Consider the following 23590-nt stretch of genomic DNA (forward strand, 5'->3'; position numbering starts at 1 on the left):
TACGTCACGCGTGAAAGCCTTTCGCTCGCCGCCGCCCCGGCGAGCGGCGCCCCGGACCCGCCGAAAGAAGGACAAGAACGATGCAAGAACCGCCTCACCCGCTGCCCCGTTGGACGCTCGCCACGCCGATCGTCGCCTGGCTCGTGCTTGCCGCGTCGCCGTATGCGGGCGAGCATGGCCTATTCCTCGTCTTGGTCGCGCTAGCGCTCGCCGCGGCCGTCTTTGCGTCCGTGCACCACGCCGAGGTCGTTGCCCACCGCGTCGGGGAGCCGCTCGGGACGCTCGTGCTGGCGGTCGCCGTGACCATCATCGAGGTCGCGCTGATCGTCTCGGTGATGCTGTCCGCCGGCCCAGAAAAGTCGGGGCTTGCACGCGATACGGTCTTCGCGGCGGTCATGATCGTCTGCAACGGCATCGTCGGGCTATGTCTGCTGCTGGGTGGCCTACGCCACGGCGAGCAGGATTTCCGCGTGCGCGGCGCGAACGCCGCGCTTTCCGTGCTCGCGGCGCTCTCGGTGCTGACGCTCGTCATGCCCAACTATCTGAGCGCCGTGCCGGGCCCCGTCCTGTCACCATCGCAACTGGCCTTCGCCGGCGTATCGTCGCTCGTGCTTTACGGCGTCTTCGTGTTCATCCAGACCGTGAGGCATCGCGATTACTTTCTCGCCGGCGACGCCAACGGCGACGAGTCGGCGCATGCGGCGCCCCCTGGCCTCACCACGACGCTCGTCAGCAGCATCGCCCTACCAGTTTGCCTCATCGCCGTCGTCCTGCTGGCCAAGAAGCTTTCGCCCGCCGTCGAGCGCATGGTCGTCGGCGCCGGCGCGCCGGAGGCGGTCGTCGGCATCGTCATCGCGGCGCTGGTTCTCTTGCCCGAAGGCATGGCCGCCGCACGCGCGGCCCACGCCAATCGGCTGCAAACGGCCCTCAACCTGGCACTCGGCTCGGCGCTCGCCAGCATCGGGCTCACGATCCCGACCGTCGCCGCGGTATTCGTCTCGGCGGGCCGCCCGCTCACGCTCGGCATCGGCGGCATGGAAACCGTTCTGCTCGCGCTCACGCTGCTCGTCAGCACGCTCACGCTCGCGACGGGCCGCACGACCATTCTGCAAGGGGCCGTGCATCTGTCGGTGTTCGCCGCTTACCTCTTTCTCTCGGTGACGCACTGACGCGAGAGAGCAACGCGCGGCGTCCGAGTGGCGTTGATCCGTTGCAGCGATCACCGTCGTCGATAGTTGCAAACTTAACGGGTAGATACACAATTGAAAAACGGCGCGGCTGGGTTGCGCGGTTAAAATACGCCGCGCTCCTTCGTATGTTTCGCCGGCCGCTCCGCCCTCCCGCGGCGCGGCGGGGGTTATTCCATAATCGCTCTCGGACGACGAAACGTCCCCAGCAGCATGACAAACGATGCAACCTCAATGGACTCACTGGCCGTCGCCGAACGCGTCCGCGCGCTGATGACAAAGCGCGGCATCGCCAAGCGACAACAGACGACCGAGCTGTGCCGGATCCTGGAGCTGAGCTTCTCCCAGGGGCACCGCAAACTGCGCGGCAGCAGCCCGTGGACGCTCGCGCAGATCCGCAAGGTCGCCGAAGCGTTCAACGAGCCGGCGGCGCAACTCGTCGGGATGGCGCAGGACGAACCCGGCGTCGCCGAAGCAAGCGCGCGCGAGGCGTTGCTGTGCATCGGTCCCGTGGAATGGCCCTGCATCGCTTGGATCGGCAATCCGGTCAACGCCCACCGGTATGCGGAGTACGTTGCCTATCCGCGCGGCGACCAGTGGCGGGTCGTGCGTGCCGAAGGCGCGCTTGCGGCCGATGCGTGCGAAGTCGTCAAGATCGAAATCCACCCGCAGCGCGCACAGGATCGCCGGCCCGTGGTCGCCGTGGTGGACCGCGATCGCACCGCCGCCGAAGCGCTGCGCGCGTATTTGGAGCAAAGCGGCTTCAGCCCGGTCGTGCACGAAAGTCTTTCGGCTTTCGAAGACGCGCTGCGCACGCAAACGTTTGATGCCGTGGTCACGGATTGGCTGTTCGGCGACGAAACGGCGGCAGCGGCGATCGAAGCCGTCCGCCGCTCGCGTCAATCGGCCGCCCCTGTCTTTCTGCTGACGGGCGAGTTGCTCACAGGCAAGGCGAGCGAATCGGAAATCAGCGATGTCATTCGCCGGCTCGATGTCTCCTGTTACGAGAAGCCCGCCCGGCTGGCCATTCTCGTTGCGGATTTGTCAAAGCGCCTCGGTTTCGCCTGAGCGATCAACCCAGGGGCTGTGCCTGGGCGACGATCCAGCTCATGAACGATTGCATCGCGGCCGTTACGCGCTTGGACTTGAGCCACGTGAGCCAGTAGCTGCCCGTATCGACCTCGATGTCGAACGCGCAGACAAGGCGCCCCGAGCGCAGCTCGCGCTCGAACATCCGCACCGGCGCGAGCGCCACACCGGCCCCTTGCATGGCCGCTTCCACCATCAGGCGGGACGAGTCGAAGACGGGCCCCCGGATCGCTCGCGGCTCGACGCCGGCCGCTTCGAACCAACGAACCCATTCGTCGGCGCGATAAGAGCGCAGTAACGTCTCATCGGCAAGGTCGCGAGGCGTGGACAGCCGCGCCGCGACGTCGGGTGCGCACAGCACGCCGAGCGGCGCCTCGATGAGGCGCTCGGCCTGCATGCCGGGCCATTTGCCGTCGCCGAAACGGATCGCGCAATCGAACCCTTCGGCGGCGACGTCGACGAGGTTGTTATGGGTCAGCAGCCGCAACTCGACGAACGGATGGTCGGCCCGGAATCGATTGAGCCGCGGCATCAGCCATCCGACGGCGAACGTACCGACGACGCCGACAGTCAGCACTTCATGGAAGTGACCGCCCTCGAATTGTCTCAGTACCGCGTCGATGCGGTCGAACGCGTCGGTCAGCACGGGCAGCAGTGCCAGGCCCTCGTCGGTCATGCCGAGCCCGCGCGGCAGCCGCTTGAAGAGCACGGCGCCGAGGCGCTCCTCGAGCACGCGCACCTGCTGACTGACCGCGGCCTGAGTGACGCTGAGCTCGCGTGCCGCACGTGTGAAGCTAAGGTGCCTCGCCGAGGCTTCGAACGCGCGCAGTGCGTTCAAAGGCAGATTACGACCCATCGCTCACGATCCGTACTATTTTTATAAACGAGCCATTATCTTCGATTGCCGGGAAGCGGAGAACGGGGACACGAGGCGGAAAGGATGGAGCATCACTCGCCACGGCGATCGACAAGGCGAGCGCGAGCAGACAGATCTGTTCTTCAGGACTGCTAATAAAACGAAGATCGCCGCTCGCCGCGCGACGGCGGGCGGGTGAGCCGGCAATGCGCTGCAAGCTCGCACCGCCGGCACCGGCACGATAAAGGCCTCCGACTATTGCGTCAGCATCGGCACATCCGGCTGATTCGACGCCGGGGTCGCGGGTCGTGTCTGCGTGGGCGCGATCGGACCGGCTGTCGTGGGCGCTGCCGACGATCGGTCCAGTATGGGCGGCATCTGCGCGGTCGTCGCAGGCGCGGCAGGCCTTGTCTGCGTGGACTGAACCGGCCCGCCCGCCGCCGGCGCGGGCGATCGCCCAGGCTCGACCAACATCGGCACGGCCGGCTGCGAGGCTTCAGGCCGTCCCGCCGCATTCGATTCGATCATGGCGCGATTCACGAGCGCGCGCGCTTCGCCGCTGCTCGCATCGATCGACAACGCGTTCCCTGCGTTGTGCCACGCGCACGTCCATCGTTGCTCGACGAGGCACGTGCGTGCGGCAACCAGTGCCGCATCGCGCGCTTGTTCACGCGAAACCAAATCGCGCTGCAACATGAACGCATCGCTGTTGTCGGGCTGCGCGGCCTGCGCAGCGGCAATCGCGCGACGCGCGGCCGAAAGGTTGTTCTTCGCGAGATTCTGCTGAGCGACGGCGATGGAGTGGGCAACTGATGCCTGGCGCCGTTCGCTGTGCGCTTCGTCCTTCGCCGACGGCGAGGCGGCCGACGGCGCGCGCGCCGCGGCCAGTGTCTGGCGGCTTTGCCGCGGCGCCGCATTCTTCGACTGTCCCGCCGACTGAGCCGGCGGCGCCACGACGACTGGCGCAACGTCCGCCGACGAGTGCGAGGACCGCTGCTCGGAGGACGGACCTGGTTGCGTCACGGAAAAGCCCGTTAGATCCGATGCGCTCGGCTCGATCGAAGCGACCGACGGAGCGGGCGCGGCAGGCTTCGCGGGCGCCTGTGCCGCGACCTGGGGCGAAGAGGGAGCGGGGGTAGCGGGAGTAGCAGGCGTAGCGGCGGCGACGGCCGGGCCCGCCTGGGCACGGCGAGCTTCCGCATCGCGACGGTCCGCCGCTTCCGCGGGGGCCCCGCTCTTGCCCGCTTGCACGCTGCCTTCCGACATCCGTTGAGTGGTCTGCTGCGTTTGCGTCGACGCATTGTCATGACGATGGAGCAACACAGCGCCACCATAGAGAACGACGAATGCGAGAAGCGTAAGCGCGGTGCCGCTCTTCAATCCCCAGTGCCGGCCACCTCCGGACATGGGCGGATGCATGTCACGGTAAGACGAATCAAAATCGGCCGCGAAAAGCGGTCTCGGGCGCGAAGCCCAGAGTGCCTCGCCGAGTGGCAAATCGGCGCCTGCGTTCTTCGAAGACTCCTCGCGCGAAGCGGGCTGCTCGCCACCGAGCGCCAGCCGCGCATGCGTGCCGCAATGTGGGCAAAAAGAAACGGGTTCGTCGATCCGGCCGCCGCAATGTGCGCACGTTGCCGGAAATCGCGGGCCCTCACGAGGTTCGTTGCGCATCGTCGTCCCCTTACCACGCAACCGACGGCGGTCCTACGCCCCGTCTCAGCGAGGCGGGCGTCGGCGCCAATGCAGCGCGTCGCTCAGACCGCACGGTAAATTTTGCAAATGTGGACATTCCTACCGATACTCGAAATTGGATCACGCGGCCCAATATCGGCCACCGGTCGAGACGCGTCAAGGCGGCTTGCAAAGTAGCATCAGCGCCGATCCGCCAGAAGCTAGAAAACCGCTGTCAGTCGATCGCCGCCCATTTCGCGCGAAGGTTGCCCGTGGCCAAGCGCCGCTATTCGTGAGATGAGACGGTGCGCGCGCCGTTCCCGCTCGATACATTGCGTTACTCGCGCTTACGCGCGGTCACATTGCGACGTTCCTCGCCCCCGCTCAACGAGGCCGACCGAGCAGCAACGTCCGGTATTCGCTGGGCGTGATGCCGACTGTCGCCTTGAACTGCCGCGTGAACGCGCTGTGATCGGTATAGCCGCAGAGCGCGGCCACGTCGGTCACTTTATCGCTCGAGACGAGCAGCGCCGTCGCCGCGTCGAGGCGAGTCTTGAGCAGTACCTGGCGCGGCGTCAGATGAAAGACCTTGTGAAAGTATCGCTCCAGTTGCGCCACCGACATGCCGGCCTTCTGCGCCAACTGCGCCATGTTCAACGGCTCTCTGTAGTTCTCCTGAATATGTTGAACGATCGCCGCCAGGCGCGAATAGGCGGGATGCGTCTTCTCGCTGGCCTTCAGGTCGCGCGAAATGCCGGCCACGCCGACGATCCCGCCCGCGGCACTGCGCAGCGGCACCTTCGTCGTGAGGCACCAGCCGGGCTGGCGTCCCGGATACAGGTGTAGTTCGAGCTGATCCAGTATCGCGGCGCCGCCATCGATGATGGCCTTGTCCTGCGCCATATAGACGCTGCCGAAGCGGCTTGGAAAGACCTCCTCCGTCGTCTTGCCGATGAGCGCGCCCTTTTCCTTGCAGCCGCAGCGCGAAGCGAGCGTGCGATTGACGAGCGCGTAGCGTGTTTGCTCGTCCTTGACGAAGAACACGACGTCCGGCAGCGCGTCGAAGACAGGCTCGAGCTGTTCGAAGAGCGGCAACATGTCAGAGAGGGTCGTGCCCGCGGGCACATCGGGCACATCGGGCAAGGAAAGCATCGGCAGCATCGTCCGGGTCGCGCGAGCTCGCGCGTCGCACGCGAAAATCGAAATGTGCCTCGATTATAGGGGCGCGGCGACCTGCGTCAGCCAGCGGACACGGCTGCGCTAAAGCGGGCCGGCAGATACGGTGTGACGTCGATGGGTGAATCGGTCGAGAAGAGTTGCGCCGCAGCGGTGAAACGCATCGTCGCGCCGCAGTCGCGGAGCGAGTTCCAGCCAAAGATCGTGCGAATGGCGCGCGAGCGCGAACTCGGCCGGCGTGTCGTTCATGACGACGATGTGGCCCATCCCCGCCGCGGTCGCGCCGCAGCCGATGCCGCCGGCCTCGAACAGCTCCACCTTCATGCCCCGCGCGGCGAGCTCGGCGGCACCGACGATGCCCGCCCCTACGACGAGTGCGTCAGCCTTCATTCGGTTCAGGCAACGGGAATCCCCGATGCGAATGGATCGTCGTGCTCGAAGCAGAGTTTGCCCTCGGCCATGATGTGTGCGCGGCCTGTGATGGTAGGCACGATGGCTCGGGTATCGCCCGATCCGGCGTCGATCGCGCGGACCGCATGGGACCGATCGTCCGTCTCGCTCGGGCCCGCATCGTCGAGCAAGACATAGCGCCCTTCGAAGACGCTGCCGATGATGCTCTCTTGCCGCCAGGTCTCGCCCTGGGCGAGCTTCCCGTCCGCCGCAAGGCACGCGAGCTTCGCGCTCGTGCCCGTGCCGCACGGCGAACGGTCGTAGGCGTTGCCGGGGCACAGCACGAAATTTCGACTGTCGATACCGGCGCGCGGGCTTTGCGCGAATAGCTCGATGTGATCGATGAGCGCACCGCCCGCTCCCGTCACGCCTTGAGCCTCGAGCGCATCACGGATCGCATGCGTGAACATTGTCAGTTCGCCGATGTGGGCGAGCTCGAGCGTGCGCCCGTGCTCCGACACGAGGAAGAACCAGTTGCCGCCCCATGCGACATCGCCCGTGACCGCGCCGTACGCGGGCACGTCCACGGTAAGCGCGCGACGATAGCGATACGCAGCCACATTGCGTACGGATACGCTGCCGTCTTCGTTCAGCGTCGCTTCGACGATGCCGACGGGCGTCTCGATCCGGTGGCGCCCCGGCTCGATGCGACGCATATAGGCGAGCGATGCGACGAGCCCGATCGTTCCGTGGCCGCACATGCCGAGATAGCCGACATTGTTGAAAAAGATGACGCCCGCGGAGCAGCTCGAATCATGCGGCTCGCAAAGCAGTGCGCCGACGATCACCTCCGAGCCCCTCGGCTCGGTGACGACGCCGGCGCGCCAGTCGTCGTAATGCTCGCGCAGCCGCTCGCGTCGTTCGGAAAGCGGGCCGCGGCCGAGGTCCGGGCCGCCGGCCACCACGAGGCGAGTGGGTTCGCCGCCGGTATGGGAGTCGATAATATGGATGGTCTTCATCGTAAAACTAGCCTCGGTTTGAAACCCCGGCCCCAAGGCCGGTGAGCCGGGACCCCGGCCTGAACGTTTGCTGCGCCCATGGTAGGAATGCGCGAGGCTTGCCGTCTTGGCGTCGATGCGCGCCGCCGATGACGATTTCGGCACATCGATGCGACTTCCCGGTTATGCCGAAATCGTCATCGCCGATGCGCGTAGGCCGCAAGACGCCGCAGTGCCTCGGGCATACACTGCCGCACATCCCGTCTATCGGATTCGCTCAAGGAGAGGAGCAATGGCCACTGCATGGAAGGGTGTACTGCCCGCGGTCACCACGGAGTTTCACGAGGATTTCAGCATAGATCGTGTCTGGACGCAGAAGAACATCGAGGCGCAGATCGAGGCGGGCGTCGACGGCATCATCGTCTGCGGCTCGCTCGGCGAAGCCTCGACACTCTCGCTCGACGAAAAGCTCGAGGTACTCGACATCGCCGTCGAAGCCGCGCGCGGCCGCGTCCCCGTACTGTTGACGATCGCGGAGAACAGCACGCTCGACGGCTGCCGTCAGGCCGAACGCGGCGCCGCGCATGGCGCGGCCGGCTACATGGTGCTGCCGGGACTTCGCTATTTATCGGATCGCCGCGAGACGCTCAATCATTTCCGCATGGTCGCGAAGGCGAGCTCGCTGCCGCTCATGATTTACAACAATCCCCTCGCCTACGGCGTCGACATGACGCCCGAGATGTTCGCCGAGATCGCCGACGAGCCAAAGATCGTCGCGATCAAGGAATCGTGCGGCGACGTGCGGCGCGTGACCGATCTGATCAACGCGGTAGGCGAACGCTATTCGATTCTCTGCGGCGTCGACAATCTGGCCATGGAGGCGATGCTGATGGGCGCGCATGGCTGGGTTGCCGGGCTCGTCTGCGCGTTTCCGCGGGAGACGGTGGCGATCTATCGCCTACTTCAGCAAGGCCGCGTCGCGGAGGCACTGAAAATTTATCGATGGTTTGCGCCGTTGCTCGCACTCGATGTGTCGCACAAGCTCGTGCAGAACATCAAGCTCGCCGAAGCCATCGTCGGCCTGGGCACCGAACACGTGCGCCCGCCACGGCTGCCGCTCGCGGGCGACGAGCGCAACGCAGTCGAATCGTTGATTCGCAAGGCGATCGAAACGCGGCCTGCCTTGCCGGCTGTTTGACGGACGGCGAACATCGAGCACGATAGGCTGTCATGACCGAGAGATAATGCGAGTCGACTTGCCGCTCAACGGCTTCTGAGGTGTCGCGGGCTGAGCCTGCGCCACCGGTTCTCTCGCCTTTTCCAGCTCGCAGTACCGCTCCAGCAGCGTCTCATACTGGCCGAGGATTTCGCTCCATTGAAAGGCGGTCTCAAACCGCTCGATGCTGCTTGCACGCATCTTCGCCACGACATCGTCGTCGCCTAGGACCGCATCGATATGGTCCTCGCACTGCGACTGCGACGAAAAATAGCGGCTGGCTGCACCGGCCACCCATCGGTTGAACACATTGTCGTGCGCGATCACGGGACTACCCGCGCCGAGCGCTTCGACCAGCGACGGATTCGTTCCTCCCACTTTGTGTCCGTGCAGGTAAAAGCGCGCATGGTATCTCAGCGCTCGCACGATCGCGGCGTCGTAAATTGCACCCGGAAAGACGACCTCGTCGCTCGCCGACTCCACGACGCGCCGATGATATCCGCGCTTTTCGGGCTGGAAGTTTCCCAGCACGATGAGCTTCGCGCGACGCTTGGTCCGCGAATAGGCACGCACGATTTCGAGTAAGGAATTTTCGGGCTCAGGCCGCCCGACGACGATGCCGTATTGATTCGGAACCAGGTGAAAGCCGGCCAATGGCCCCTCGTCGGCGCCCGTGATCTCGTCCGCGCCGTAGGCGATAGTCGATATCTTTGTGCGCGAGACGCGCGTAGCCAGGTGCTCGGCAATGGCCGGATGATCGGCAATCAAATGCTCGCCAACCCAGCAACCGATCCGCTCGTTGGCCCATAACCATGCGCGCTCATGCATCCGCCACTTGTCGCGCCGCCATTCGAGGCCGTCCATATTGATAATGTTCGGCACGCCCGCGAGCCTCATCCACGCGCAGAAGATCGCCGTGTTGTAACCGAGTGTCAAGGCGACCCCTGGCTTAATCTTGACGACATCGCGGACGCAGGCCCAATCGAACTCCAAAGTGCCGGGAGCACCGTCGCGTTTCACCGGCAGTGTGATGCGATCGATTCCATGCCACGTATCGTCGATGCGCTGTCGGACACTTTTGTCGCCCTGGCAATATACGACGACCTTCCAGGCCCGCTGCGTAAGGTATAACGCCAATCGCTCCGCGAACGTCTCGAAACCGCCATGCCGAGCGGGAATACCGCGAGTACCAAGAATCGCGAGAAACTTGTTCTTATTCACCGTCACCACCTTTCTTCATTAGAAATTATGATACAAAGAGGTATAATTAGGACCCCTAAGTACGGTGCAGCGGCCGATCTAGCAAATGAAATCGACAATCAAACCGGAAGTCGTTGCGATGCGATTTCCTTTCGGCACATAGAACTGGAGTTTTTCTAGAAGAGCCCCGGCTTCTGAGCAATAGCCCCCGCGGTTCGCGACGTGACGCTGAACCGGCTTGCTGCCGCCTGTACGGCGACATAACGCATAATATGGTTTACTCGTCACGCACCATGTTCGCTAGAGAACATTTCTCGCTTACGCTCGTCTGATTATTCGGTAAGTATTTTTAAGAATTAAATCAGCTTACCAATTGTCACCGCACTTCTCTGTACCAATGCGATAGACGGTCATCTCGCCCGCCGACAGCAACACATCCAGCACACTCTTTAGCTTGACGAATATGCCGTTACCGGCATAAACAACGTCCTTGTGTTTTTAGATCGAATCGATTAGCCAGCACCACCGAGAAAGTCGAAGTCGCAACGCTTCGATCATTACATACACCCGGCTTTCACCGCGGGAGCCGATTTGCGGCAAAACCTGAGCAATGCATGCGACGCATGCGTTCGATCGGTCACACCGGCGTTCAGAAGTTCCGCGTTGCGGAAGCATTGTGGGGCGACGTACAGATGGTCCGTATGCCGAAGCCTAGACTCGCCTGTTGAAAATGGTGCGGTGCATTCAGTTCAATGACAATGATCCGCTGTTCGGATTGCCGATAGGCAGAACCAAACTCTGGGTACTCAACTTATGGCGAGCACGTACGATTCCCGCGCAACCGCGGCCGCGATCGTGGTCGGTGGCGAGCTCAACGGGCTTGGTGTCGTGAGGTCCATCGCTCGGCAACGGATTCCGGTCATAGCGGTCGATACTCAGCGCAACCGAGCCGCGCTTTGGTCTCAGCATGCTCGCCGCCGCTTGATCAGGAGTTTCACTGGGCCGGAGTTCGTCGAAGACATGGTTCGGCTCGGCCAAGAATTCTCGACCCCGCCCGTTCTCTTGTTGACGGCGGAAGAAGCGGTTCATTCCGTTTCCGAAAATCGCGACGTGCTTTCGAAGTGGTTTCGCTTCCGCCTTCCCGAAGATGAAAGCGTCAAACTTCTAAGCAGTAAAGCGAAGTTTCACGAGTTCGCCTTGCAGCACCGCTTTCCGGTGCCGCGCACCGCCACGCTCGAGAGTGAGTCGGACATCGAGCTGCTCGAGCAGTTGACCTTTCCGTGCGTACTCAAGCCCGACGACAAACGCAGCGTGCTGAATGGCGACAAGGATCGTGCCGTGCGCGTGAACTCCCTTGCCGACGCTCGCCAGCGCGCTCGCCAAATGCTTCGCACGCCCGGCGGAATCATCGCTCAAGAGTGGGTCGAAGGGCCGGACAGCAATATCTACTTCACGCTCTTTTACCGCGGCTTGGGTGGATATGTCGCCGGCATTTTCACAGGGCAAAAGATCGCCTGCTATCCGCGCGATGTCGGCAGCACCGCGGTCTGTATCGCCGCCCCGCATTTGCGTGACACGCTCGAACCCCTGACGTTGGCCTTTGCCGAGCGTGCCGGCTTTGACGGAATGGGCAGCATGGAATTCAAGTGGGACGACAACCGCAAGGCGTTCTTCATGATCGAACCCACGGTCGGTCGGACCGATTGGCAGGAAGAGATCGCCACGCTATGCGGAGTCAATCTGCCCGCGGCGGCATATCTTCATGAATTGGGGCTCCCCGTCCGGCACGAGCAGAGGCCTACCGCTGCCGCGTGGCGCGCGACGTTCGTCGATAGGCCGCCCCCCGGCTTCCTGAAGGCGGGAACGAAGCTTGTCGACGGTTACTTTCGATGGGACGACCCGCTCCCCGCGCTGAAATTCTATTGTCTGGACCATCCGCTGCGACGCATCCTTCGCCGCTGGAACAGAAGCCGGTCTTGAATCCCGCGAGCTAACGCTGAAGGAAGCCCCGCGGCTCGGCAGGGCCGCGCATTACCGTGCCCGAGCGGCGCGGCGAAATACCGCTCATGGGCAAGACAGCTCCCATGATCAGGAATAGATAGGGGAAGGTGTCCTGATAGAGCGAGAGAATCCCCATATAAAGACTGAACGCGCCGATACCGATCGCGGCAGACCAGTACAACGCCGCCGCGCGAATGTCTGTACGGCGCGCACGGGCGAGCTGGGCACATCGCCATATGACGCTCGCGATAGAGCCGATAAAGCTCAGCAGGGCAATGATGCCCGACTCCACCGCAACGGTCAGGTACCAGTTGTCGACGGTCGGCGGACTGCTATCGTCTCCGTCGTATATCCCCACATAAGGTCCGGCCATTCGCGGCCCCACCCCAAGGATCGGGTGCTCGACGACGGCACGTCCTCCTTTCTCGAGCTGGATCAGGCGCCCGGCGGAGCTCGATCGCTCATCCTGACTCTTGCCCGCAATCAGTTGCTGCGCGGCAGGAACCGCTACCGCCAATGCGATGCAAACCAACCCGAGATTGGCGATGCCGATTGCATGTTTGGCGTATCGGCGGTCTTTCATCAACCCGATGCCGTATCGGGTCCAATAAAGCAGCACGATCCCGATGGACAAAATCTCCGCGGCGCGTGACTTCGTCAGGAAGATGTTGGCCACTATCAGCGCGGATATGCCAAGATAGAGCATCCTGGCCGGCGCTGCTTTCGCCATGCTCACGCGAAAAATCGCGAGCGGCAGCATCATGACAAGGAACGATGCAAACGCGAGCGGGTGAATGAACGTCGATTGGACACGGTAGGTGCCGCGAATCTTGTCGCTGAGCGCAAACTGGAGATACGCGTCGTTCGATACCTCCAGCCCCGGAAACGCCGACACGATCAGGTTGCGTTGAAGCACAGCCTCCACTACGCCGATCAGACATAAGACGACGGCCGAAGCAACGAGGACCATTGCGAGTTTTTCGAGTCCGCGCTTCTCCCTCGCAACAAAGATCCCAATATAGAGAAACGCCGACATGGACAAAACGTCGGATAGGGCGGTATTGAGCGATGTCGCGACGTCTTCGCTATCGAGAGAGCTTGCGAACCGGAAGATTGCGTAGATCGCGACGCACAGGATCGTGACTCGTGCCCTGCAGGCGGAATTCAAGAGGTGGGGTATCGATCGCCGATTGACCGCTGCTTCGACGACCAGCACCAGCAGCAGAGCGATCAACATTACACGCTGGGAATTGATCAGCACGCCGCCAATGCGCGCGCCCAGATACGACGGGAATATCGCATAAGCGAAGACGAACGCCAACACGAATGCCTCGATCGGTCGAACTTTAAGCATGGCGTTCCTCCGCTAACGTCGCCGCGAGCGGCGTCAGTCGAAAACCAATTCGTACCATGGCGTCAGCTCCTGCCCGTCGGCCTGTAGGTGAACCGTCAACACACCGTCGCGCAACTGAGCGTCGCGCAATGGCAGAGCCGCAAGGCGCCGGCCTCGCCCGTCGAGCGGGTAAGCTGTGACGTGCGAAAACGCGTGGCGCAACGTGATCGTGCATTCGACGCGCTCCATCCAGACCGGCGCGTACGCCGCGAGTGCGCCGAAGCCGGCCGTGCGCGGCGTGCTCGGCAAGCGCAGGCGGCGCGGCGAGCCGTCCGATTTCACCAAATCCTTCGCCCGTTGCACGATGCCCTGGCTCACGGCAGCGAGGCGTTCCGGCTCGGGCGGCGACGTGCCGGGCTTCGAGCCCAACGTATAGCCGGGTAGCACCCAGAGCATGCGCCGGGATCGCTCGATAGGCTCACCATCTCTTGCCATCGCGATGAACGTAACGACCCCCCTCGCTCGGTCCGACAACTTCAGTTGGAATGAACCGAAGGCATGTTCGACACCCGGCGCGACCCTGCCCACCACGCCGATCGCGGATCGAGCATCGAGGACCATACGTTGCCGGCCGTCGCCGAAGCTCACCTGCGCGCCGACCGTTTGCGGACGTTCGTCGTTCGCCCGTACCGAATATGATTCGTCAGTCGAGAGCGACACTCCCAAGCGCAGGGAGAGGCCGGTGCGTGTTGCCCCCTGGCGCAATGCATCGATGAATCGGGCACTGTCGTCCGTCACGCCGTCCCTGCTTGCAGTGAGCCGTGCGCCGGAGGAAAGCGCGACATCGACGGCAGCCGCCGCCGGCGCGATTTGGAATGTGCGATACAACCACGCCATGGGGCCGACGGTGGGCAATTTCGTGAAGTCGGTGTCGAGTACGAACTCACGCGGCGTTGTTGCGTCGAAGTCGGCACGCGTGCTCGAATAATCGTAAAAGACGATCGCACTCCAGTCTTGCAAGGAAGCAATCGTGGCCATCAGCGGAATGATTTCAGCCGCTTGCCGGTTCGGCCAAGGTTGGTTGTACTCGCTGACGATGTACGGCTTGCCGGACTCTCGATAGAGCGCCACGTTCCTGAACGACTCCAATCCATCGTCGAACGCGGAGACATCGTGGATATACCACGTGCCCCAATCGAAAAACTTGCCGGTAAAGCCGTAGTGGTCGACATAGACGTGGGAATCCATCAAGTCCATGTTGCCGTTCGAAATCAGATTTTGGTATCCGCCGTAGGCCATCTGAGTTCCGACGACGAGAACGCCGGGAAGCTCCGACTTGATGGTCTCGCGCATGCCGTCGAGGTAAGACTGGTCGAGTTCCGTCAAGAACGCCACGAATCGATTCTTGAGCGCGGACGGCTCCGGCCCGTCGCGCTCGGGCAAATGTCTCGTCGGGTTCGCCGCTTCTCCCGCCCTGCTTTGAAACGCCAGCCATTTCCCGACAAGCTCGTCGCGGTAGTAGCCTTTGACGTCGTCTCCGAGCCTCCCTATCGACCATTCGTAGACGAGCGAACTCTCATTGCTGATTTCGACGATCGCCACGGCGTTACGGGAAACCGGAGCGAGTGCCCTTAGCAGACGCCGGGCGTACTCCTTTTGCAGCCCGATCATCCGCTCGTCGAATAGATGGACAGGCTTCGAGTCTTCCGGCATGAAGTCGTCGCCGGGAAACGCGAACGGAACCTTATCGATCGCGGGCCTGAACGTGTAAGCCACGTGCAGGTTCAAGTCCACGTATATTCCACCTTGCGCCAGTTTCGCGATAAACCGCCTGAGTCTTCGCAGCGATTCCGGATTGAAGCTGGGAAACGGGCCGTCGAGCAGAATGCTCTCAGCAGTCGTCAGCCTCGAGCTTGGCACCGTGTCGAAGCTGTGCAATCTGACCAGGTTGATGCCGAGACGGTGAAAGCGAGCAATGAGCCTGTCAGCTTGATCGTCGGAGGGGAACACCGAATCGAATGCCAGCGTCACGCCGAAAAGCCGCACCGGCTTCGGTTCCGCGCCCCGCTCGCCTGCCCTGCACAAGCGTGCGCCGCAAGCGATCAGCCGATCGCTGTCGCGAAGCGGGCCGCGAGCAAGATCGCTGAAATCGACGATACCTGCCAGATGATCCTGGTCGATCGAAATCTTGTAAAAATCGGCCGAGAACACGCCACGCGGACCGCAAGCCAGGCAACAAACTAGCGCAAACCAGCAGAGCCTAAGCGCGTGCGCCGTGCCGCGGATGAACGCTTTCCGTGTCACGGTGCCATCCCCCGGCTCGTCAACACAGCAATGACCCGCCGTGCCGAGTGTCGTAACAACAGCCGTTCAGCTTCGATCAGCACATAGCGATAGAACACATTGGCGGATATCAGCAAGATGCCGGCCCCATACGCGCATAACCAGATCGGCCCTCGCACGAAGATCGCCGCGCCGAGAACACCGAGTTGCACGAAGGCGAGCATCGATACGCTAAAGACGACGCGCGGGGGAACGGAGGCGACCTTGGACGACATCCCTAGCAAGAGCACGAGATCGAGGAGCATGCGAAAAGCCCACACCGCCGCGGCGCCGTCGATGCCCGCGTGCCTCAGCATCCAGAACAGGCACGCGATATAGACCGGCAACTCCAGCAGATGCAGCTTTGCCGTAATGTCCGACCGGCCATTGGCCTGGATCAGATTCGACGGAACTTTCGCGAGGTTGTTGGCGAGCAAGCCGACAGCCAGCAGCTGCAGCACCAGCGAACTCTTCTGTTCGAACACGGGCCCGACCCATAGACGCAACAGAATATGTGCGCCCAACAAGCACACCAAGACGATCGGGAACACGGACGCGCTAATCAGTTTCGTACCCAGGCTCAACATCTCTCCAGCCGTCGTCCGAGTTTTGTCGCCCGCGACGCGATGAGCCATCATGGGAAACAGCACGCCGAGGATCCCTTCCGACACGATATTCAGTCGATAGACCAGCTCGTAAGGCGTCGTATAGAACGCTACGACTGCTGTTCCGAGCATCGATCCGATAAAGAACCGGTCCATGTAATCCATCACCGGCGACAAGACGTTGGAGAGCGTCGTCCAGCCACCGTAGGACAACATGTCCCGCTGAAACGACATCTTGGGCGCGGGCATGCCGTCCGGCTTGGGCAGCACCCGGCGCAGTGCAAGGTAGTACGCGATGGTCGTCACCAGCCGGCCAACGACGAGAACGGTCACCATCGCGTCGAGACGGTTGGACACGGGCAAGATGCAGACGGGCCCCGCGAACGTCCACACTCCCTGGATCACCCGGATGCCGTTCGTGATGTCGAATCGCTGCAGCGCCTCGAGCACGCCGCGCAAGCCGCTGGTGAGTACGACCAACGGGATGGAAACGCCGAGAAGGACGAACGCGTTTCGCGTCTCGATCAAGAACTGCGGCGGCACCCGCAACAATCGAATCAATTCTCCGGCGGCCAGCGCGACGATTGCCGATCCGATGATGCTCAGGCAGCCCATCAGTATCAGCGCGCCGCGCACGAGATGCGGGATTTCGCCGGCGCGCCGCTCGCCCAAGCGACGCGATACCTGCCACGTGAGCGAACGTCCGAGCCCGAAATCGAACAGGCTGAAATACCCGATGACCGTCCATGCGATCGTCAGTAATCCGAACCGGTCGGTGCCTATGCCTCGGATCAGGATCGGAATGCACACGCCAGCCATGAGGAACGGCAGCACGGGTCCGCTGACGTTCAGCGCGATGTTCCTTGATACTGAGGAGGCACGAGACATGTCGAATGGATCCGTTCGGTTTTCTTACCTGCTCGAGCTGCGGTGATCAAAATTTGTTGATCAAAATCCCCACGCGAGCAAAAAAGTTGTCAACCGGCGATTGCATTCGTATATGGTTCGACGATGCAAGAATGACTCGCTTGAGCAGGCTGCGCTTGGCCGCGAGCGTCATCTCGGCGAAACGCCGCTCCGTTTCCGGCAAGTCTTCGCCGTAGATCTTTAAAAAGAGATCGTTCTGCTCGGACGGGAAGTGCCCGTAGAGACCGTGCAGCGTGCGCTTGTAACGCCACCGGATACGTTCGCTCCAGCGTACTCGCGCGCCGACCTGATTGTGGTCGTGCTGGCGATACTTGATTCCGGCGCGCTCGTCATAGAGGATACGGCCGAAGGCCGAGATGGCAAGGTAACACCACCAGTCGTGCATCAAGATGTTGTGCGCGACGCCGCCGCGCAAGACCAATTCTCGGGCGCGAGCGTTCATGACCATCGTGCAGCCGGCCAAAACGTTCTGAAACAAGGCGTTTCTGAAGCTGATGTCGCGAAGCGGCCGGGTCACCGCGAGGTGCCTGAGCCGCTCGTCGACCAATTCCAGCCTCGAGCAATAGAGAAGCGGAAGATCCGGATCGGGGGCGCTGCGCAGTGCTTCGACTGCATTGGCCAGCTTGCGCGGATACCATACATCGTCCTGGTCGGCAAACGCATAGTAGTCGAGGCTGTCGTCGGCCGCTTCGAGAACTGTCATAAAACTGCCTGTCACTCCCTTGTTCTCACCGGCGGTGCAACGAACGTTAGGGTGTGCGGCGGCGAACTCGCGCAACAGTGCGAGCGTCGAGTCCGACGATCCATCGTCTCGTATCAGGAGCTCAACGTCCACGTCTTCCTGCGACACGATGCTGTCCAGTTGCTCGGCAAGGTACTTTTCGCCGTTATAGGTCGAAAGGATGACGGCTATTCGACTTTTGGTCATGACATCCTCATTTCCTTTTCGGACACAACGCGATACGAATCGCGGTCGAACATCGGTTCCGCGTCAGCACAAAAGCGAGTCGTAGATCGAACGAATTCGACGGTAGTGAACCTCGGCGGAGAACTGCTGCTCGACTTTGCTTCGTGCGGCTTTCCCCATGCCGTTGCTCGCGCGCTGGCTCCAAATCGTCTTGACGTAGGCGCAAAGCTCGTCGACGTTTCCTCGCTCGAACACGAATCCGTCTTCGCCATGCTCGATCAGCTCGGGGATGCCGCCGATGCGGGCACCAATAGCGGGGCGAGCCGCGGCGAAACTCTCGAGAATCGACACCGGGCAATTCTCGTAGGCTTCCGACGGCAGGATCGAAGCGACGGCGCCGCCGACGAGGTCGTATAGTTCCTTCCCCCTCTTGAAGCCGACGAATTCAATGTTCGAGCTATCGGCCGCCAATGCGCGTGCGTGCTGAAGGAATTCCCCTTCACCGGCGACGACGAGCGGCACTTCCGGCATCCTCGCGAACGCCTCGATCAGCGTGGGGATCCCCTTCGAGCGCTCGATGCGGCCGAAATAGATGAAGTAGCGGCCCTGCTCCCGACGTGGCTCGAACCGCTTGACATCGACGAAATTCGGAACCACGACGATCTTGAGCGGGTCGATGCCGCTCTCCTTCATCTTCCCCGCGAAGAACCGACTGACCGCGACGAAGCGATCTATGCCGGCAACGCTTCCGAGCCAGCGGGAAACGTACGATTCCGACATCGATACGGCGCTCCTCAACAGTGACCCACGATTGCATCGGTAGATCAGTGCGCGCCAATATTCTTTGCCATGGCAAGCCTCGCAAGGGTTCCCGTCTCGATTGCAGGTATAGACGGGGCAAATCAGCTTGTAGTCGTGAACGGTCTGGACCGTCGGAATCCGGGCATCTCTCAGCACGCCGAGAATCGACGAGGTCAGCTTTCCGTAATAGATATGCAGGTGCGCGATATCGAATCTTTGCCCGGCAACCAATTCGGCGAGGTTTTTCTTTGCCGCCGTCGAGTAATGATATCGAACGACGTCGATCACCGAGGGCGATTCGAAATTGGCGCCAACGGGGAAAAACCGCGCCCAATCCGAAGGCAAGTCATGTTCGCTCCTCGCGCAGAACGGCACGACAAGGTTCCCCTTCTCGGCGAGCAGATCCCCGAGCGTCAGGAAGTACCTGTCCGACCCACCCCTTACAAAGTAATTCTGCGAGACATTCAGGACGTTGAGTCCGCTGTTCATCAGTGAGCCCTCGACCCGTCGTAGCGTTGTCATGGTTCACTGCGATCGCCCGGTGACGTCGATTGCCAGGGAGCGCAGAGATTTCAATCCGTCGTTCGCATGCCGGGGCCAAGCCTCGACGTCCCCGGCGCCGTCGCCGCGCACGTTTGTGCGCAATTCATTTGTAAAACCTATTATTAATATTGCGTCTGACTTCCAATCGCCGGCGAATTGTATGTTGCGTCGCTCGAGACAAAAGTTCGCTTCCACACCTACATCGAACAGTTGAGCGCGCGTTCGACTGAATGCAATGGCTCAATTTCGCGGTGAAATCCGAAGAAAATCGGCACCGTTCCGACGACGCCTTGCACGAAGGCCGCGCCATGGCCCGATCACACGGCGGGCGTTTCTTAGCACACACACGGGATGCCTAGGAGTCGCTATATATAGCGCCTCGGTGCGTTCAATTACGGGCGTTTTTTAGCGCACCGCCGCTGCAAGGGCTTAACGAATCAACAGACAATTTGACAGATCGACGCGCTCATCGCAGCCACCGCGAAGCTTGCGGCCGCAACCATCCGCGGGGCTCGAGGTAAGCCGATCGACTCTTTGACGATACCCGAGGCACAGCCATGGTTTCGATGATAAACAAGCCTGATCAGACCGACCTCATTCTGCAAGACCGAGAGTTGGCGGAATTACGCCTTGCCTATCTCTGGTACAACCTCTGCGACCACTGGAAGTCTTTTCTCTCAATCGTATTTGCCGTATTGGCCATCGTCGGGCTTTACGCGATCTTGACTACCCCCGTCTATCACGCAACGGTTTTGCTCCAGGTGGACAAGAAGCACGGCACCGTTCTGGGCGCGCTCGCCGATGTGACGAATCCTGCGGTCGATACGAACGGCGCGATCGACGGCGAACTCGACGTGATCACCTCGCGAAAGATCGTCGACGAAGCGATCCGAGAGACGCATCTCGATACTCGGGTCTCTGTCGTCAACTACGTGCCCTTGTTGGGACGGCTTTATGCACGGTGGCACCGCCCTCCGCGCGACACGCTGGCGCAGCCGGTGCTCGGCCTGTCCGATTTCGCATGGGGCGGAGAGCGGCTCGCCATCCAGCAATTCGACGTTCCGGAAGAGCTGTATGGAAAGGGTTTTTATCTGACGGTCGGTCAAGCCGATCACTGGGTCTTGCGAGATCAAAAAGAGCGCGTAGTTGCGGACGGGAAGACGGGAGAGCTCAAGCACTTCCCGATCGCGACAGACTATGGAATGAAAGAGATTGAAATTCTGGTGACAGGCTATCTCGCCCGGCCCGGCACGGTCTTTCGAATTGTGAAGCAATCGCCGAACGACGCTTACGCGGCAGTGCTGAAAAGCATGAAGGTAGGCGAGACGAACAAAGGCTCTTCGATGATTCGCGTCACGTTTTCGAACGCCGATCCGTCGGTTGCGGCCGCGTTCCTCAATGATGTCGCCAACGGCTATGTCGCCTTGGACATTAAGCATCTCGCGAGACAGGCCACGGCCAGTCTCAAGTATTTGCAGGACAAGCTCCCGTCGCTCAAGCAAGCCCTCTATGCCTCCGAAGAGCGTCTGAACGAGTTCAGGATTCGCTCGAGGTCGGTTGATTTCCAACAGCAAACCGAATCGCTTCTTACCCGCGAAGTGGATCTCAAGCGGCAACGCACGACTGTCGAAATGAACCTTCAAGCCAATAGCAAGATATTCCAGCCCGATCACCCCGTCATCGTCGCGCTGGAGAATCAACTGCGGGGGATCGACAAGGAACTGCAATCAATCGACGTCCAAGTGAAGGAACTCCCGCCTACTCAACAAGCCTATGTTCGCCTCTCGCGGGACGTGTCCGTCAATACGCAGCTCTATACTTCGCTTCTCGCGAACGCGCAGCAACTCGAAGTCGCCGCGGCCGGAACGACAGGTAACGTCGTCGTGCTCGATCCGGCTTCGGTCCCGACCAAAATTGCCTCGCCCAACCTGCCGCTGCTCGCGATTGCCGGACTCGTAGCCGGCCTGTTCATCGCGTTCGTCGCCGTTCAGTTTATGGCGACACAGCGCAATGTATTGAAAGATGTAGACCAACTCGAAAGCGTCTCGCACGTGCCGCTATTCGGCGTCATACCTTACAGCAAAGCACAGCAGAGAATCATTCGAGCGCACGATGCCGCACCGGCGATGTTGAGCCAAAGTCTCGGAAACGACCCGAGCGTCGAGGCGCTCCGCTCCTTGCGAAGCACGCTCAAGTTCACGGCGGAGGGCAAGCAACACAGCGTCGTCCTATTCACCAGCCCGACGCCCGGTGCAGGCAAAACTTTTATTTCCACTAATTTCGCGTATCTGCTTGCGCTGAGCGGACGAAGAGTCCTTGTCATCGACGCGGACATGCGCCGTCCGAGCCTGAAGAAATATATGCCTTCGAGCGACGTCGACGGCCTTGCGGAAGTCCTCGTCGGCGCGCTGCCCCTTGAAAGCGCCATCCAGCGAGGCACGCTCGAGAACCTCGATTACTTGGCCGCCGCCAGACGTCTGCCGATGAACCCCGCGGAGCTGCTTGACCGCCCCGAGTTCGAACTGCTCGTGCACAAACTCAAGGCGCAATACGACCATATCGTCATCGATTCACCGCCCGTGCTGCCGGTAACCGACTCGCTCTTGATTGCGGCCCATTCCGATCTCGTGTTTCTCATTTCGCGAACCGATGTGACGACCGAACGGCAGCTTCGCGAAGCCGTCGGGCGGTTCAATACCGTGGGCATACCGGTGACAGGACATGTCTTCAATGGCTTCAAGGTGGCGAGATACGGCTACGGATATGAACATGCCTATCAGCAGTACAGCAAGTTCGCCTGACTTGCACACCGCATGACGCCGAGGTCGACGATGCACGGACTGAAGAGCGCCGCCCGTCGCCTTTTGCTGGCGACATCCATCGTGTACGGAGCGCTGGTCTCCCCAGCGCATTCGCAGCTATTCGACAGGAGCCCGTCAGGAACGGTCCGGGATCCCGAAACGGCCAACGATTTCCAGAGAAAGCTCTGGCGCGAGCATCGCGCGGACGAAGACGAGTATATGAAGCTACTGCAAGCCGTCGATCCGTATCGGTTCGATGCGGACCGCGCGGCGCCCACCTATGCACCCGCTAGCCCGGCCATGGCGGCCTCCGACGCCGAGAACCCGCCCCTCGCCCTTCCGCGCCCGCCAATCAGCGAGGAGCTGGATGCGCTGGACGCCCGCGGGAGGGCGGCCCAGGCGACCGCCGAGCCGCCGTCGTCGCGAGCCGGAGAGCCCGGCACTCTGTTCAATCAGCCGTTCGGCAACAAGAGCGATTGCCGGTCCTATTTTGCCCTCATCGGCGTGGCGAACGCGCCGACGGTGTGCGCTCAATGAGGCGCCCGCTCCCCCGGCTACCGATTCAGGTATGAACCCGTAGAACACTTGACGGCGCAGTGAACGTTCGCCGTCACGCCGCATATCCTCAAAACTGCGGGAAGCGCCCTCCCCACCCGCCGTGCCGCAAATAGCGAAACGAGAGCGGGATGCCGGTCAATTGCGCGGCGAACCATCTCACCGACGCGTGATCGTCGATGATGATCGTGCGCAGCCGAAACGGGTCGGTCGAACCGTCGTTCCAGCCGACGTCGCATGTTCGAGCGCTCTTGTAGCCTGCCGCTTTCACCAACTCGACTTCGCGCTTCCCATAGTTGCCGTTCGGATAGGCAAAGTGTAAGCATGCGTTCCCGACCAGTTGCTCGATCTCGCGCTTGCAAGCGACGATCTCGTTCTCGCACTCGGCATCGTTGCAACGCGTCAGCACAGGATGGAATTGCGTGTGCGCCTGAAAGTCCACATACGGACGCATCGCTTCGATTTGCTCGGCGGTGAGGCCCGTCGCACGATCGTCGCCGTCCTGGCGATAACCGTATGCCTCGAGTTCGGCAAGGCGCTCCGTGTTCGTCATATGCTTGAGGCGCTCGATGCCCGCTTCCTTCGCTCCCGGATGCAACCACCAGTGCGTGCGCGCGCGACCGACCACTCCGCTGCAGAGAAAGATCGTTGGGCGCACACGATGCTTGATGAACACCGGCAGCAGATCCGCGTTGCCGATGTGGCCGTCGTCCAGCGTGATCACGGCGCGTGGACGCCCCTGCCCCGGCGTGCGCGCCTCTTCGAGCGGTACGAAATCGCACATTTCGCGCAGATAGCCGAGATGCGCGTCCAGCGTTGCCGGGTCAGGATCGTGATAAAGGAGGATCGCCACGCGGTCCCGCCAAAGCAACGCGCGAGCCGCCCTCGCGACGCCTGTCAGAACGAACAGCATCGCGACGAACTCTTTGAATGCCGCCCCGCCCGAGGCCATGTTCCCTCCCCCGACAGACGCCCGAAAAGGCAAACGTGCCGTCACGACTGTTTCCTCCTG

At 61.8% G+C, this 23590-nt stretch carries 18 protein-coding genes and 1 pseudogene; 6 read left to right on the top strand and 13 right to left on the bottom strand.

Annotation, left to right across the window (positions count from 1 at the left end; all coding sequences use genetic code 11):
* The first annotated feature begins 80 nt into the window (after nt 1-80).
* The gene (locus C9I57_RS14070) at nt 81-1169 is read left to right on the top strand and encodes a calcium:proton antiporter (RefSeq protein WP_107151282.1); all 1089 of its coding nucleotides are present in this window, start codon (nt 81-83) and stop codon (nt 1167-1169) included.
* 231 nt (nt 1170-1400) lie between these two features.
* Nucleotides 1401-2255, top strand: a complete 855-nt coding sequence (locus tag C9I57_RS14075; protein ID WP_107151283.1) for a helix-turn-helix domain-containing protein — start codon at nt 1401-1403, stop codon at nt 2253-2255.
* 4 nt (nt 2256-2259) lie between these two features.
* Here C9I57_RS14075 and C9I57_RS14080 read toward each other — a convergent pair whose 3' ends face one another.
* The 5 genes and pseudogenes from C9I57_RS14080 to C9I57_RS14100 form a co-directional block, all read right to left on the bottom strand.
* The gene (locus C9I57_RS14080) at nt 2260-3132 is read right to left on the bottom strand and encodes a LysR family transcriptional regulator (protein WP_107151284.1); all 873 of its coding nucleotides are present in this window, start codon (nt 3130-3132) and stop codon (nt 2260-2262) included.
* A 255-nt stretch (nt 3133-3387) separates the two neighbouring features.
* Nucleotides 3388-4539: a hypothetical protein gene (locus tag C9I57_RS14085; RefSeq protein ID WP_181321832.1), complete on the bottom strand. Its 1152-nt coding sequence runs from the start codon at nt 4537-4539 to the stop codon at nt 3388-3390.
* A gap of 648 nt (nt 4540-5187) precedes the next feature.
* Nucleotides 5188-5955, bottom strand: coding sequence for an AraC family transcriptional regulator (locus tag C9I57_RS14090; RefSeq protein ID WP_107151406.1), 768 nt, complete (start codon nt 5953-5955; stop codon nt 5188-5190).
* Between the two features lie 156 nt (nt 5956-6111).
* A pseudogene (locus C9I57_RS14095) lies at nt 6112-6369 on the bottom strand (FAD-dependent oxidoreductase); the annotation flags it as partial.
* A 5-nt stretch (nt 6370-6374) separates the two neighbouring features.
* On the bottom strand, nt 6375-7388 hold the full coding sequence (locus C9I57_RS14100; protein ID WP_107151286.1) for a proline racemase family protein: 1014 nt from the start codon (nt 7386-7388) through the stop codon (nt 6375-6377).
* A 271-nt stretch (nt 7389-7659) separates the two neighbouring features.
* On the opposite strand from C9I57_RS14100, the gene C9I57_RS14105 reads away from it, so the two are divergent.
* Entirely contained in the window at nt 7660-8565 is a 906-nt protein-coding gene (locus C9I57_RS14105) for a dihydrodipicolinate synthase family protein (RefSeq protein WP_107151407.1), read from the top strand.
* 30 nt (nt 8566-8595) lie between these two features.
* Here C9I57_RS14105 and C9I57_RS14110 read toward each other — a convergent pair whose 3' ends face one another.
* Both C9I57_RS14110 and C9I57_RS33235 read right to left on the bottom strand, forming a co-directional pair.
* A complete protein-coding gene (locus C9I57_RS14110; protein WP_107151408.1) occupies nt 8596-9804 on the bottom strand; it encodes a DUF1972 domain-containing protein in 1209 nt (402 codons plus the stop codon).
* A gap of 723 nt (nt 9805-10527) precedes the next feature.
* Entirely contained in the window at nt 10528-10872 is a 345-nt protein-coding gene (locus C9I57_RS33235) for a hypothetical protein (RefSeq protein ID WP_258187650.1), read from the bottom strand.
* Nucleotides 10873-10980: 108 nt separating this feature from the next.
* Between C9I57_RS33235 and C9I57_RS14115 the strand changes: the two genes are divergently transcribed.
* Nucleotides 10981-11763 carry a carboxylate--amine ligase gene (locus C9I57_RS14115; protein ID WP_308836355.1) on the top strand — a complete coding sequence of 261 codons (783 nt, stop codon included), beginning with the start codon at nt 10981-10983 and terminating at the stop codon, nt 11761-11763.
* 10 nt (nt 11764-11773) lie between these two features.
* Here C9I57_RS14115 and C9I57_RS14120 read toward each other — a convergent pair whose 3' ends face one another.
* The 5 genes from C9I57_RS14120 to C9I57_RS14140 form a co-directional block, all read right to left on the bottom strand.
* Nucleotides 11774-13138, bottom strand: a complete 1365-nt coding sequence (locus C9I57_RS14120) for an O-antigen ligase family protein (RefSeq protein ID WP_107151287.1) — start codon at nt 13136-13138, stop codon at nt 11774-11776.
* Nucleotides 13139-13171: 33 nt separating this feature from the next.
* Complete coding sequence (locus tag C9I57_RS14125; RefSeq protein WP_146166220.1) at nt 13172-15421, bottom strand: hypothetical protein; 2250 nt, start codon at nt 15419-15421, stop codon at nt 13172-13174.
* The gene (locus tag C9I57_RS14130) at nt 15418-16932 is read right to left on the bottom strand and encodes a flippase (protein WP_107151289.1); all 1515 of its coding nucleotides are present in this window, start codon (nt 16930-16932) and stop codon (nt 15418-15420) included. Before C9I57_RS14130 ends, C9I57_RS14125 begins: the two co-directional genes overlap by 4 nt.
* Before the next feature lie 46 nt (nt 16933-16978).
* Nucleotides 16979-17899 carry a glycosyltransferase family 2 protein gene (locus C9I57_RS14135; protein ID WP_107151290.1) on the bottom strand — a complete coding sequence of 307 codons (921 nt, stop codon included), beginning with the start codon at nt 17897-17899 and terminating at the stop codon, nt 16979-16981.
* A 63-nt stretch (nt 17900-17962) separates the two neighbouring features.
* Nucleotides 17963-19201, bottom strand: a complete 1239-nt coding sequence (locus tag C9I57_RS14140; RefSeq protein WP_219909873.1) for a glycosyltransferase family 4 protein — start codon at nt 19199-19201, stop codon at nt 17963-17965.
* 578 nt (nt 19202-19779) lie between these two features.
* Here C9I57_RS14140 and C9I57_RS14145 point away from each other — a divergent pair.
* Both C9I57_RS14145 and C9I57_RS32445 read left to right on the top strand, forming a co-directional pair.
* Nucleotides 19780-22023: a polysaccharide biosynthesis tyrosine autokinase gene (locus C9I57_RS14145; RefSeq protein WP_107151292.1), complete on the top strand. Its 2244-nt coding sequence runs from the start codon at nt 19780-19782 to the stop codon at nt 22021-22023.
* 219 nt (nt 22024-22242) lie between these two features.
* Nucleotides 22243-22560 (top strand): hypothetical protein, encoded by a 318-nt coding sequence (locus tag C9I57_RS32445; RefSeq protein WP_146166221.1) that lies wholly within the window; start codon nt 22243-22245, stop codon nt 22558-22560.
* Between the two features lie 88 nt (nt 22561-22648).
* Here the strand turns inward: C9I57_RS32445 and C9I57_RS14155 are convergent, their stop codons facing one another.
* Nucleotides 22649-23530 (bottom strand): polysaccharide deacetylase family protein, encoded by an 882-nt coding sequence (locus C9I57_RS14155; protein ID WP_107151294.1) that lies wholly within the window; start codon nt 23528-23530, stop codon nt 22649-22651.
* Nucleotides 23531-23590: the final 60 nt, after the last annotated feature.

It is taken from the genome of Trinickia symbiotica (assembly GCF_003028655.1).
GTDB lineage: Bacteria > Pseudomonadota > Gammaproteobacteria > Burkholderiales > Burkholderiaceae > Trinickia > Trinickia symbiotica_A.

Excerpts from the sequence above, each read along its gene's own strand:
- C9I57_RS32445 (WP_146166221.1), top strand. The coding sequence starts at position 22,243 with ATGAAGCTACTGCAAGCCGTCGATCCGTATCGGTTCGATGCGGACCGC.
- C9I57_RS14090 (WP_107151406.1), bottom strand. The coding sequence starts at position 5,955 with ATGCTTTCCTTGCCCGATGTGCCCGATGTGCCCGCGGGCACGACCCTC.
- C9I57_RS14070 (WP_107151282.1), top strand. The coding sequence starts at position 81 with ATGCAAGAACCGCCTCACCCGCTGCCCCGTTGGACGCTCGCCACGCCG.
- C9I57_RS14145 (WP_107151292.1), top strand. The coding sequence starts at position 19,780 with ATGGTTTCGATGATAAACAAGCCTGATCAGACCGACCTCATTCTGCAA.
- C9I57_RS14105 (WP_107151407.1), top strand. The coding sequence starts at position 7,660 with ATGGCCACTGCATGGAAGGGTGTACTGCCCGCGGTCACCACGGAGTTT.
- C9I57_RS14100 (WP_107151286.1), bottom strand. The coding sequence starts at position 7,388 with ATGAAGACCATCCATATTATCGACTCCCATACCGGCGGCGAACCCACT.
- C9I57_RS14075 (WP_107151283.1), top strand. The coding sequence starts at position 1,401 with ATGACAAACGATGCAACCTCAATGGACTCACTGGCCGTCGCCGAACGC.
- C9I57_RS14130 (WP_107151289.1), bottom strand. The coding sequence starts at position 16,932 with ATGTCTCGTGCCTCCTCAGTATCAAGGAACATCGCGCTGAACGTCAGC.
- C9I57_RS14155 (WP_107151294.1), bottom strand. The coding sequence starts at position 23,530 with ATGGCCTCGGGCGGGGCGGCATTCAAAGAGTTCGTCGCGATGCTGTTC.
- C9I57_RS14080 (WP_107151284.1), bottom strand. The coding sequence starts at position 3,132 with ATGGGTCGTAATCTGCCTTTGAACGCACTGCGCGCGTTCGAAGCCTCG.
- C9I57_RS33235 (WP_258187650.1), bottom strand. The coding sequence starts at position 10,872 with ATGAACCGCTTCTTCCGCCGTCAACAAGAGAACGGGCGGGGTCGAGAA.
- C9I57_RS14140 (WP_219909873.1), bottom strand. The coding sequence starts at position 19,201 with ATGACAACGCTACGACGGGTCGAGGGCTCACTGATGAACAGCGGACTC.
- C9I57_RS14135 (WP_107151290.1), bottom strand. The coding sequence starts at position 17,899 with ATGACCAAAAGTCGAATAGCCGTCATCCTTTCGACCTATAACGGCGAA.
- C9I57_RS14120 (WP_107151287.1), bottom strand. The coding sequence starts at position 13,138 with ATGCTTAAAGTTCGACCGATCGAGGCATTCGTGTTGGCGTTCGTCTTC.
- C9I57_RS14085 (WP_181321832.1), bottom strand. The coding sequence starts at position 4,539 with ATGTCCGGAGGTGGCCGGCACTGGGGATTGAAGAGCGGCACCGCGCTT.